This is a genomic window from Megasphaera lornae (assembly GCF_000214495.1).
Classification (GTDB): domain Bacteria; phylum Bacillota; class Negativicutes; order Veillonellales; family Megasphaeraceae; genus Megasphaera; species Megasphaera lornae.
On sequence record NZ_AFIJ01000019.1, the window covers coordinates 1 to 11,839 of the forward strand.

At 43.9% G+C, this 11,839-nt stretch carries 13 protein-coding genes, 1 tRNA gene and 1 pseudogene; 13 read left to right on the forward strand and 2 right to left on the reverse strand.

The window, feature by feature from the left end; genetic code table 11:
* The 13 genes and pseudogenes from HMPREF1039_RS02835 to HMPREF1039_RS02895 all read left to right on the forward strand — a co-directional run.
* Window positions 1–545: pseudogene (locus tag HMPREF1039_RS02835) on the forward strand (IS481 family transposase); the annotation flags it as partial.
* 81 nt (window positions 546–626) lie between these two features.
* A tRNA-Ser gene (locus HMPREF1039_RS02840) sits at window positions 627–717 on the forward strand.
* Between the two features lie 77 nt (window positions 718–794).
* Window positions 795–1,643, forward strand: coding sequence for a peptidoglycan editing factor PgeF (gene pgeF / locus HMPREF1039_RS02845; protein WP_007390898.1), 849 nt, complete (start codon window positions 795–797; stop codon window positions 1,641–1,643).
* Window positions 1,644–1,767: 124 nt separating this feature from the next.
* Window positions 1,768–2,451 (forward strand): YggS family pyridoxal phosphate-dependent enzyme, encoded by a 684-nt coding sequence (locus tag HMPREF1039_RS02850; RefSeq protein WP_007390894.1) that lies wholly within the window; start codon window positions 1,768–1,770, stop codon window positions 2,449–2,451.
* Between the two features lie 13 nt (window positions 2,452–2,464).
* The gene (locus HMPREF1039_RS02855) at window positions 2,465–2,977 is read left to right on the forward strand and encodes a cell division protein SepF (RefSeq protein WP_007390890.1); all 513 of its coding nucleotides are present in this window, start codon (window positions 2,465–2,467) and stop codon (window positions 2,975–2,977) included.
* A gap of 9 nt (window positions 2,978–2,986) precedes the next feature.
* The gene (locus tag HMPREF1039_RS02860; protein WP_007390899.1) at window positions 2,987–3,772 is read left to right on the forward strand and encodes a YlmH family RNA-binding protein; all 786 of its coding nucleotides are present in this window, start codon (window positions 2,987–2,989) and stop codon (window positions 3,770–3,772) included.
* A gap of 46 nt (window positions 3,773–3,818) precedes the next feature.
* A complete protein-coding gene (locus tag HMPREF1039_RS02865; protein ID WP_007390892.1) occupies window positions 3,819–4,325 on the forward strand; it encodes a DivIVA domain-containing protein in 507 nt (168 codons plus the stop codon).
* A 77-nt stretch (window positions 4,326–4,402) separates the two neighbouring features.
* Window positions 4,403–4,765 (forward strand): hypothetical protein, encoded by a 363-nt coding sequence (locus HMPREF1039_RS02870; protein WP_007390897.1) that lies wholly within the window; start codon window positions 4,403–4,405, stop codon window positions 4,763–4,765.
* Window positions 4,762–5,571, forward strand: a complete 810-nt coding sequence (locus HMPREF1039_RS02875) for a Cof-type HAD-IIB family hydrolase (protein ID WP_007390893.1) — start codon at window positions 4,762–4,764, stop codon at window positions 5,569–5,571. Before HMPREF1039_RS02870 ends, HMPREF1039_RS02875 begins: the two co-directional genes overlap by 4 nt.
* Before the next feature lie 11 nt (window positions 5,572–5,582).
* Window positions 5,583–6,485 carry an RNase adapter RapZ gene (gene rapZ / locus HMPREF1039_RS02880; RefSeq protein WP_007390889.1) on the forward strand — a complete coding sequence of 301 codons (903 nt, stop codon included), beginning with the start codon at window positions 5,583–5,585 and terminating at the stop codon, window positions 6,483–6,485.
* 15 nt (window positions 6,486–6,500) lie between these two features.
* Window positions 6,501–7,847 (forward strand): gluconeogenesis factor YvcK family protein, encoded by a 1,347-nt coding sequence (locus tag HMPREF1039_RS02885; RefSeq protein WP_007390896.1) that lies wholly within the window; start codon window positions 6,501–6,503, stop codon window positions 7,845–7,847.
* A 9-nt stretch (window positions 7,848–7,856) separates the two neighbouring features.
* On the forward strand, window positions 7,857–8,792 hold the full coding sequence (whiA, locus tag HMPREF1039_RS02890) for a DNA-binding protein WhiA (protein WP_007390901.1): 936 nt from the start codon (window positions 7,857–7,859) through the stop codon (window positions 8,790–8,792).
* Entirely contained in the window at window positions 8,779–9,990 is a 1,212-nt protein-coding gene (locus tag HMPREF1039_RS02895) for a hypothetical protein (RefSeq protein ID WP_007390891.1), read from the forward strand. The genes whiA and HMPREF1039_RS02895 overlap by 14 nt, the downstream gene beginning before the upstream one ends.
* Before the next feature lie 89 nt (window positions 9,991–10,079).
* Here the strand turns inward: HMPREF1039_RS02895 and HMPREF1039_RS02900 are convergent, their stop codons facing one another.
* Together HMPREF1039_RS02900 and HMPREF1039_RS02905 are read right to left on the reverse strand one after the other, a co-directional pair.
* Window positions 10,080–10,724 (reverse strand): HAD family hydrolase, encoded by a 645-nt coding sequence (locus tag HMPREF1039_RS02900; protein WP_007390895.1) that lies wholly within the window; start codon window positions 10,722–10,724, stop codon window positions 10,080–10,082.
* Window positions 10,724–11,500: a basic amino acid ABC transporter substrate-binding protein gene (locus tag HMPREF1039_RS02905; RefSeq protein ID WP_176603338.1), complete on the reverse strand. Its 777-nt coding sequence runs from the start codon at window positions 11,498–11,500 to the stop codon at window positions 10,724–10,726. Before HMPREF1039_RS02905 ends, HMPREF1039_RS02900 begins: the two co-directional genes overlap by 1 nt.
* Between the last annotated feature and the right edge of the window lie 339 nt (window positions 11,501–11,839).

Here is an 11,839-nt window from a genome sequence, read left to right on the forward strand (position 1 = left end):
GCGTTTATAATACTGTTTTTATTGATATAAAGTATGTTCCGGATGAATGTATTCGCTTTCCAAGTTACGGGAACAGATACTATCAAATAACAGGAATAGATGAATACAGCAGGAAACGAGTGCTAAAAATCGTAAAAGAAAAGAGTACCTATGAAACGGGTAAATATCTAATGGAACTTGAGGAAAAAATGGGATTTCCCATTCGCATGATTCAGGTAGACAATGGCTATGAATTTGTAAATGATGATGAGCGAACCGCTAAGGATAGTGCCTTTGAAAAGATAGCTAAAGCATTACATATGGAATTAAGAAGGATTGGATCCTACTCACCGTGGCAGCATGGCAACGTTGAGCGAAGTCATAGAGAAGATGGAAAAATTCTTTATGGAAGAAAAGTCGTTATAAGCGAACAAGAACTGATAAGACAAGCAGCAAAACATGAAGCCGGATATAATAAAACCGCAAAGACCGGTCTTACTTTCAAAAATCCCAACCAAGTTGTGTCGGAATACTTCTCAACGTGTAACCTATGTGTTGACAACTAAGACGGAGATTGCAAAGCTGTTTATAAAAAAGTATTGACAAGAAATTCCTTTTATAGTAAACTGACATAGTCAGTTAATCAAGGAGTGGTACTCAAGAGGCTGAAGAGGACGGTTTGCTAAATCGTTAGGGCTCGTAAGGGTCGCGAGAGTTCGAATCTCTCCCACTCCGCCAAATAAAGACAAAGATTTCAGATCGTTCTGAGTTCTTTGTCTTTTTTTAATAGGAAATGTAGGGGCGATGAGGATAGAATGGATGAAAAAGAGCGCGATATGGAGAAACATGTATCCCGAACGATTTGGGTTACTCACAAAAACGGGATTTCCCTGGAAGCCGGGCGAAAAATGAATGAAATGGGATTTTGTCACGGTGTGACAGGTCGCGGCGGCGGCGTAAGTAAGGCCCCTTATGACTCTTTGAATGTAGCGTTGCATGTAGGGGATGACCCGAAAGCGGTACTGGAAAATCGAAGGCGATTGTGTCAAGTAATAGGCTGTTCTTTGCCCGATATTACTATGGCCAAGCAGACCCATGAGGATCACATTGTGGCGGTAGGTGCGGCGGAGCGCGGCTGCGGAGCAGGGAGTTATGCAACCGCTCTGGATCATACGGACGTGTTGATGACGGATGAAAAATATACGCCGTTGCTGATTTGTGTTGCAGATTGCGTGCCTATTATTTTGTATGATTTTCATCGCCCGGCATGTGCGGTTATTCATGCCGGGTGGCGCGGAACGGCCGCACGGATTGCGGCTAAAACGGTTTTTGCCATGACCGTAGCTTACGGCTCCCGCCCGGAGGAATTATTCGCGTTTATCGGTCCGTCTATTAGTGCGGCGCATTTTGAAGTGAGTCGATCTACGGCGGATATTTTTAAAAAGTCGGGAGCGATGTATGCATCGTGTGTATATGATGGGGAAGGTGCGCGAACCGTTGATTTATGGAAAGTGAATCAGTTGCAGTTGAAAGAAGCGGGACTAAGAGAAGAACATATTGCCATGACTCGTTTTTGCGTTTTTTCACATGCCGATAAATTTTTTTCTTATCGCCGGGACGGCGGGATTACAGGGCGGATGGCTGCTTTTGCGATGTTGTCCTGACGGCTGTAAAGGGGCGGTGGCGATATTTTTTATAAAAATTACTGGTAATTCTACTTCTGAATAGATATAATAAATAATGTGTAGGGTTTTATCAGTACTTTATAAAACGTTCGGAGGAAACGCCTTGATTAAAGAAAATATAGAATTTGTAAGAAAAAAAATACAAGCAGCCGCCGATCGTGTAGGTGTAAATGATAAGATTACATTGGTGGCGGTGACTAAAAATCATCCGGTGTCATGTATGCGGGAAGCCGCTTCGGCCGGCATTACACAGGTCGGCGAAAATCGTGTGCAAGAAGCCTTACAAAAACAAAAAGACTTTCCGAATAATACGTTGACATGGCATCTTATCGGTCATTTACAAACGAATAAAGCGAAAGCGGCGGTGGCACACTTTGACTTAATTCATTCTGTAGATTCGGAGCATTTGTTGCTCGCCGTTCAAAAAGCGGCGGCACAGATTGGAAAAATACAGCCTGTTTTATTGCAGGTTAATGTGGCTCGTGAAGAAAGTAAATACGGTATGGCGGTAGAGGAGTTTCCGCACATTTGCCGACTCGCGAGTTCCTTATCACATGTTTGTGTACAGGGATTCATGTGTATTGCGCCGAATGTTGCACAAGTAGAAGAGGTACGTCCTGTTTTTCGCATTGCACATGCGTTATATGAAGATATGAAACAGAAATTTCCGACCGGACAAATTCGGTATCTATCGATGGGCATGACACATGATTTTGAAATCGCAATAGAAGAAGGCGCCAATATAGTCCGTGTAGGGACGGCTATTTTTGGAGAACGTAATTATTGAGGAGGAGTACATAATGGGTTTAAAAGGGTTGTTAAATCGCACTGCCAATTTATTGGGAGGCGGTTCACAAGATGAATTTGAAACAGATGATTACGGATATGAAACAGACGAATATGAAGCGGAAGAGGAACGACAAGTACAACCGCGGCGGAATTCATTAGCCGCACACGCCGGCAATAATGCCGGATATCCTACGCGACAGGAGAAAAAATTACAAATGATGATAGTGGAACCGGAATCGTTTTCGGATGCGAAAACGATTGCAGATTATTTGCGGCAACGTAAGCCTGTAGTTATTAATTTTGAAGCTACCGACAGCGAAGTTACGAAACGGGTGATTGATTTTGTCAGCGGAGCCACGTATGCCGTAGACGGAAGAATTCAACGAGTGGGGAAGGATATTTTTTTGTGTGCGCCGGATAATATCCTAATTGATAAAGGTAAGCCGGATTATAGCGGCTTCAGTGCGACTCCTCCCAGTTTTTCGATGCCTGCCGACAATCATGACGGCTCCTCGCAGACGTAGGGGGTACGAGTGAAGAATAAAGAACGGCTTGTTCGTTATTATCAAGGAACGGATAACGGGGCATTGGCCGCCCGTTTAATAGAGTTGGCGGAGTATGTGTGTAAAGGCAGACCCTATGCGGTCAGTGATTTTGTGTCTCCGGGAGCTGTACAAATAGGGGAGACTATTTGCGCACAGGATACGGACGTTCATTTACAGTGCGACGGCGGTTATGAAGGTGCGGAAAGAGTTCGTATGGCCTTTGTTCGCAATGGGTACGAAGGTGCGGTCGATTTTTCCATACGGGCATGTCGCCTGGTTTGGGATAGTCGGTATCGACTGTTGACGCATAGAGATGTATTGGGCTCGCTTATGGGTTTGGGTGTAGAACGGGCAAAATTTGGCGATATTATTATGGCGGAAGACGGTGCGGTACTTTTGCTGGATGCGAATATGGAATCGTATGTACAACAACATTTACAGAAAGTTTCTATTGTTACGGTACAGATTGCGCCGTATGATTTGAAGGAGATTGCACCGCGACAAAAAAAGGTAAAAGAAATAAAAACGACCGTCGCTTCTCTACGGTTAGACGCAATTGTCGCCTCCGGTTTCGGTATTTCCCGCACGAAAGCGGCGGCAGCGATTAAGGGTGAACGGGTGCAATTAAATTGGCAACCGATAAAAAGTTCCTCGCGGGAAGTACGGGTCGGTGATTGTATTTCTTTACGCGGTAAGGGAAAAATGGAAGTTGGCGAAATTACGGGAATTTCTCGTAAAGGAAGAACCGGTGTATTGTTAAAACGGTATATTTAAATCGCATGCGGGCAGGTTGTATAAAAGGTGAGGAGGTATAGAAATCATGCTGACACCAATGGATATTCATAATAAAGAATTTAAACGCGGATTCCGCGGGTATAGTGAAGAAGATGTAGATGCATTTATGGAAGATATTGCCGGAGATTATGAAAAAGTATTTCGGGAAAATTGCGAATTAAAAGAACAAAATGAAAAAATTCAAGACAAATTGAATCAATATGAAAAAATGGAAAAAACGATGAATAATACGCTTATGTTGGCACAGCAGACGGCGGATAATGCGAAAGTCACTGCGCAAAAAGAAGCGGATCTCATTTTGCAGGAAGCGAATAATAAGAGTAAACAAATGATGGATGAAACGCTGTTGAATTTGCAAAAATCTCGACAAGAGTTAGATAAGTTGACTGCGCAAATTCGTGCGTTTCGAGAAAAATGTCGGGCTATTTTATCCAGTCAATTGCGGCTGTTGGATGATATGACGTTGGAAGGAAAAAATAAAGAAGAAGTATCCGGGGACAGTGCGGAAAAAGATAAGGACCATAACCGGTAATATAAATATGTTGGGATATACTCTCTTTTCTTGTTGTGCAGGCAGTGAAGAGGGTATATTTTCATATGGAGGAAGGCATGATAAAAAAGATAGCAAGCTTGGTGTTCATGGCAAGCTTTTTGTGTGCCGGTGCAAGTGCGTATAATCCGTATGCACCGAATCAGTTTGACATAGTGCAACATAATGAATGGGAATATCGGGCGGGAATGAAACTTTTTCAAAGCGGCTTAATTCCGGAGGGCGCGAATAAATTTTCCCCTTCGTATGCCTTGACGCGGTTTGAATTGACACAATTAGTTGCCTTGGCCGTTCATCGCAGAAATAAAGCGGATAAAGATATACAAACGCTTATTGATTCGCTACAACGGGATCTACAAAATGATTTATCGTATGTCGATCCGTCTATACCGGCGCTGCGACAGAAGGGACCAAGCGCATGAAAGACAGGAAAATTCGCTTGATTGCATCGGATTTGGACGGCACGTTATTACGGCGGGACGGGACGATTTCCGCTCGCACGCAAGCGGCTTTACAGAATGCACGGGCGGCAGGGATTGTTGTCACGTTGGCAACCGGGCGAATGTACGGCACGGCGGTGCCGTATGCCGAGCAGTTACAGTTGGGAGATGTACCTCTGGTTTTGTATAACGGCGGGTTGATTCAACACGCAAAAAGTCGGGAAATTATATACTGTAAAACTATTTCGTCGGCAGCGGCAATTGCATTGCTGCAACTGGTCAAACAGGAAGGGTGGCAAATACAGGCCTATATCAAGGATCAGGTGTATGTGCCGGAACGATGTGCATGGGTGAAAACATATGAACAAAGAACGCATTGTCGAACCGTGGTTATGGGCTCGGCTTTTTATACGTTAAAAGAAGCGCCGATGAAATTTGTCAGTCGCAGTACTTATGAAGAATTGGAACGACGGCGAAAATGTATAGAAGCGATATTTCCGAAGCAATTTGCGTTTACATATTCAGATCCCACTTTTTTGGAAATTATGCCCCGTTATGTAAGTAAAGGACAGGGGTTGTGTTTTTTGTGTAAACAATTGAAAATTTTACCGGCGGAGATGATGGTTTTCGGGGATTCACAAAATGACCTCTCTATGTTTTCGACCGGGGCTTTTTCCGTAGCCATGGGAAATGCATCGGCAGCCGTAAAATCGATGGCGGTTGCAGTGACCGCTACGAATGAACAAGACGGCATTGCGGATATGGTGGAACGATATGTTTTAACATAAAGGAGGCTCTTATGGAATATTTTCATTTAATTATTGTAACAGGCATGTCCGGCGCCGGGAAAAGTCATGCTGTGCAAGTCTTGGAAGATATGGGGTATTTTTGTATTGACAATATTCCGCCAGTGTTGATCCCGAAGTTTGCCGAATTATGTATTCAAGGCGGTCAACGGGTGCGCAATGTGGCGTTGATTGCGGATATTCGCGGGGGAGAATTTTTTGATGCCGTGAGTCAGTCTTTAAAAGAATTGAAAGAACAGCATATTTCCTATGAAATATTGTTTATTGAAGCTTCGGATCAGGTTTTAGTGCGACGGTATAAAGAAACGCGACGGGTACATCCGTTAGCTCCGCATGAACGGCCGGTTCAAGGTATTTCTTTGGAACGGAAACGCTTGTCCGCCTTACGGAGTCAGGCGGATACCATCATTGATACTTCAAATTTAACGCCGAAAGAATTGAAAGACTTGATTATGAAAAAATATGCGATTCATGAGCGCAAAAAAAGTATTGACGTCACGATTGTGTCGTTCGGTTTCAAACACGGCATGCCGATTGATGCGGATTTAGTGGAAGATGTGCGTTTTTTGCCGAATCCTTATTATGTGGAAGAATACCGAAATAAGTCCGGACGCGTACCGGCCGTACGGGAATATGTGGAAGGCTTTGCGGTTACTGCCGCATTTAAAGAAAAATGGTTTGATATGATAGATTTTTTATTGCCCCATTATGAACGGGAAGGGAAAAGTCAATTAGTGATTGCTGTCGGTTGTACAGGCGGCATGCATCGCAGTGTATGTATGGCGGAAGCCTTATATAAACATTTGCGTGATAATAAGATTGCCGTCTCTATTGAACATCGAGATTTGCAAAAAAATGAAGTGGAAGAAGACGCTCCCGGATATGAAGGTATGTGAGGGAGGTGAAACTATATGCGCGTTTTTAAGTGGCTTCATCCGGGATTGCAAATAAAGCGGTGGTTGTTTTTATTTGGTCTGGGAATGATGGCAACCAGTTTCGGTTTGGTTCTTATGTTTAATTACCAATGGTTGGCACAAATGGAAGAATGGATGTTTCGCGTATTATATGAAGTAACCGGCCATTATAATTATACAGTATTGGCATCATGCGGTATTGCGATCGTAATTTTGGGAATTATTATTATGAGTGTGGCTACGAGAAGATTGATTCGCACCATGGTAGGGGTAGTGATTCCGAATGAATCGGGCAATATCAGTGAACTTATCTTATCGAATTTGCAACGAACGAAAGGTCCTAAAGTGGTGGTTCTCGGCGGCGGTACAGGACTGTCCATTATGTTGCGCGGTTTGAAAACTAAAACATACAATCTTACGGCGATTGTTGCTGTGGCCGACGACGGCGGTTCTACCGGACGCATCCGGCAAGATTTGGATATTATTGCGCCGGGAGATTTGCGAAATTGTATGGTAGCGTTAGCCGAAAAAGAAGGGCTGATGGAAAAGTTGTTCGCACATCGTTTCGGCGGGTCCGGGAATTTGACAGGCCACAGTTTCGGCAATTTATTTATTGCGGCGTTAATAGAAGTATTGGGTGATGTGGAAGAAGCCATGGAAGCGGCCAGTAAAGTCTTAAAAGTTCGCGGTAAAGTGATTCCGTCTTCATCGGATAAAATTTTTCTCCATGCCGAAATGAATGACGGCAGGATTGTGAATGGCGAATCGCAGATTCCGTTGGCACAGGGCAAAATAAAGCGGATTTTTACAACGCCGGCACAACCGCAGGCGATTCAATCCGCCATTGAGGCCATTCGTTGTGCAGATGCCGTTGTGTTAGGTCCGGGAAGTCTTTATACCAGCATTATGCCCAATTTATGTGTGCCGGAAATTGTACAGGCATTGTGCGAATGTAATGCTAAGAAAATTTATATATGTAATGTTATGACCCAACGAGGAGAAACCGATTCGTATACGGTAGCGGATCACGTGCGAGCTATTCACCGACAAGTAGGATGTCATTTAATTGATTTCGTAGTAGCCAATAACGGTAATATTGATACGGCGATTTTACAGAAGTTTGTTTCTCAAGGGGCCCATCCCGTGCAAATTGATAAAAAAGCGGTACAAGCGGAAGAGGCCGTGCTTATTTTAGCGGATTTGGTTAATCCCGTCAGCGGTATTACTCATGATACTACGAAGTTGGCGAATGTATTGCTGGATTTGATTAATGCGATGCGCACCGATTTGTCGCCGGAATTATTACAATATTATTTAAAGCGATTTAATAAAAAACATCGGTAAGGAGGTCTCATGTCTTTTGCAGAAGAAGTGAAAAATGAAATTGCCCATTATAAGACGTGGGATGCGGCGTGTCGCAATGCGGAATTGTCCGCGTTGTTATGGATGGGCGGGGAAGTATTGCGGGGAAGTCGGGGGCAACTCGGCATAGCGTTTACAACGTCTCATAATGCCGTGGCGCGCAGAGTGTTGCAAATGTGGCGACAGGCGTTTTCCATACGTCCGGAAGTTAGAGTCAGAAAAGGCTTACGGTTGCGAAAACGAAATTATTATATTGTGCAGATTCCGCCGTCCGCCGCCGGAGCGGCGGCGTTGCAAGCGTTGGCGGTATGGCCGGAGAACAAAGAAGCGGCACCGTTGTCACTAACCGGAATGGAAGTGCAGCGTGCTTTTTTGCGCGGCGCTTTTATGGGGAACGGGTCTGTAAATCAGCCTAAAGGCGATTATCATTTGGAAATTGTAACGACGCGATTATTCTTGGCGAAAGTGGTCTTACGACTTATGAAGCGATTTCATTTGCCGGCACGCATGACCGACCGAAAAGGCGCGTATTTAGTGTATATAAAAGAAGGAAACGGAGTAGCGGATTTTTTGCAACAAATCGGCGCGACGCAAGCGTATTTACAATTTGAAAGTGTGCGGGTAGTAAAAGAAATGAGAAATAACGTAAATCGCGTGGTCAATTGTGAAACGGCCAATCTTCAAAAAACCGTGGATGCCGCTGTTAAACAGCGAAGAAATATTGAAATTTTACAGGCTGTCGGGAAATATGGCAAACTTTCCCTTAAGTTGCAGGAAGCCGCAGAATTACGGTTGGCAAATCCTGAAGCCACGTTGAGCGAATTGGCGGCGAAGTCGGGATTGACTAAATCGGGATTATCCCATCGATTTAAAAAAATCGCCTTATGGGCGGAGAATGAAGGGCAACATAAAAATGAGAAAAAGTAAATGGTATACGTATGTAAGTATAGGTTTGATTTGGTTGGGCGTGGTCGGCATTGTCCAGGCCGCTTCTCCTGCCGATATGGATGTGATGAAATACATTTCGCGCAGTTCGATGACGCCGATGGCAATGCAGCCGCCTGTAGACACGGGTACTTTATTGTTTTCCGATTCGCCGGAATATGCGGGGGCGGACGGTATTTTATATGCGGATAAAGTAGCGGGAAATGCACGGTTATATTTTTATCATGTGAATGATAATGCATACGATCGAAAAATTGTGGCAGTGGCCTACAATCCGTCGTCCAAATTGGTTATTGCGCAAGTTAAAAATTGCCAGTATGCCCAACCGGATACTTCGTATTATAAAGTGGGAAAAGAGTTATCGACCGGGTATTATAAAAACGCACCTGCTGCCGGCGGTGTAGTCATTATGCCGCAGGATTATGCGCTTCTCAGCGAAGCATTAAATACGGTTACTGTGCATCCGGCAGAATTATTTTCCGGAATTTTAGATATTCATACTTCCTCACCGTTGGTTATTTCTTCGGTTATTATGCCTGTAGAAGAAGACCCCATATCTTTTATGAAGCAACAAGTGTATTTGCCGAGTGATCGTTCTAAATTGCGGGGAACTTTTCGCGGCAAAGATCGTTTGTTGAAAACCTTGATTCCCTATATGACACAAATCGGTACCGGATATATTAAATTGGGCGACAATGTATTTGATCGGTTTTTACAAGGATGGGACAGTATGGATCGACGCCATACGGATGATCGCGGCAATTATGGCGTGGATTATACGATTCAGGTTCAGACGGAAGGAGAAGGAAATATTCACTTATATTTTAATCCGCAAGGGGGCGCGTATGCGGGAGTAGCGGAAATTATATACAATAAGGGAACGCGAAAAGAACATAAAAAAATCGTGTCTTTACCGGAACATACATTAAGTTTGGGGAATAAAGATATGTACGCTATTCAGTATGTAGATACGTTTCCGGCGGGACAGGAAGTCACCTTGCATGTGATGCCTCCGGGAGCGGCTAATTTACCGGTGCGGTTTATTTTTGTGCCGGAGAAGAACTATCGGCAAGCGGTACAGGCGGTTGCCGCACAGCATACCGATACGCCGGGGGCGGAAGAAATGCCGGGCGCAGCGGCGGGGAATGCGAGAATCCAACAATTATTGGCGGAATTATAAGGGATATAAAGGTGCGATTTTTATTGCGGGAAATGTAACCGAAAAAAGGAACGACTCTAGTTTCATAGAGCCGTTCCTTTTTTCGGAAGTTACAGCAGTGTCGTAAGCTCCTGCAAATGTTGCATGATTTTGATATGCGGAAAGTTCGCGAAGGCCGTTGCCGGCGTTACGCCTGTCGTGACGGCGGCAAAGTCTATGCCGCTATTGACGGCAGTTTGGGCATCAATCGTACTGTCTCCGATATATAAACAGGCGTCGGGGACTATGTTGTAGCGACGGCACAGTAACTTTATACCTTCCGGAGAAGGCTTCGGTGTTTGTACATCTTCTACGCCGATAATACCGTGAATGAAGGCGGTCAAGTTTTCCTTGACAATTGTTTCTTGAATTCGTGAGCGAGTTTTGGAAGAAACAATATAGCAAGAGGCTCCCTTTTCGGTTAAAAATTGTAGTGTTGATTTGGCGTCTTCATATAAATGCGTATTGGAAACCATATAAAAATCGGAGTAGCGAATTTTATACAAATGAATCAATTCTAAAATTCGCTCGCTATTTTTTTCTCCCGTTAATTTAGCCATCGCTTCATACATAGGCATGCCGATGGTCGCATAAATTTCAGGACGCGGTACGGGCGCATATCCCTCATCGGCAAAGAGCATATCGAAGCACATGGCAATTCCTTCTTCCGAATTGACCAAGGTATAATCAAAATCAAAAATATACGCGCTGTACATTATTCTTTAGGAGGTTCGGTGCCGAACCATTTTTTGTAAAGTTTGGCATACGTGCCGTCCGCTTTTAAGTCATCAATCGCCTTATTTACTTTGGCTAACTGTGCGTCATTTCCCTTTTGTAAGGCTAACGCTACCGGATCGGGAGCTAGTTTGGCTTTGCCGGCAATTTTTAAATCTTTATTGCCGCCTTGCTGTAAATAGTATAAAGCGACCGATTTATTGATAATAACGGCATCGCATGTTTTATTGTTCAACTCCATCCAACCTTGACTATTGGCATCATACTGCTTTACTTTGGCTCCGGCGGCTTGCCCCAGATCGACGCCTTGCGTACCTACTTGAGAACCTACGGTTTTGCCGGCCAGACTTTCAAAGCCCTGAATGGCGGTATTATCTTTCCGAACCACTACGACATAGCCGTCATGGAAATACGGTTTGGTAAAAGCGACTTGTTTACTCCGTTCCGGAGTGGCATCCATTCCGGAAGCGATCATATCGATTTGACCGCTTTTTAATGCCGGAATGAGGGCATCAAATCCCATATTTTTAATTTCTAATTTTACCCCCATTTTATCGCAAATAGCTTGTGCAAAATCAATATCAAAGCCTTTGAAATTGTCATTATCGGCAAATTCGAAAGGCGGGAAGGTGGGCTCTAACCCGACGGTAAACGTTTTGTCGGTGTTTTCCTGTGAGGACGGCGAAGAACCGCATCCGGCGGCAAAGGCGACTGTCGTAATAGCGACGGCGGCTGCTGCAAAGTATTTTTTATTCATCATACAACATCTCCTTTTTTTATAAAGTACAAAAAAATGTACGTGCATAAATTATACTATATTTTTGTATAAAAAGAAATAGAAGAAATAAATAAATTCCTTTTGTGTTTAAGAATTTGTATAGGAGATACATGACAGTACTACAAAAACTAAACGTATTAGGAAAGGCAACACTATATAGTGACAGAGTATTTTATGGAAATATAACAGGGAAGAGGAGGGGCGGGACGGGAACATGCACACATACGGTAACTGCGGCGGCAAACTGAATTCGGTCTTGACAGGGAAGAAGATATGAGGTAAAATAAACAAGCTTTCACTTGAGACGGCGTAAGCGTC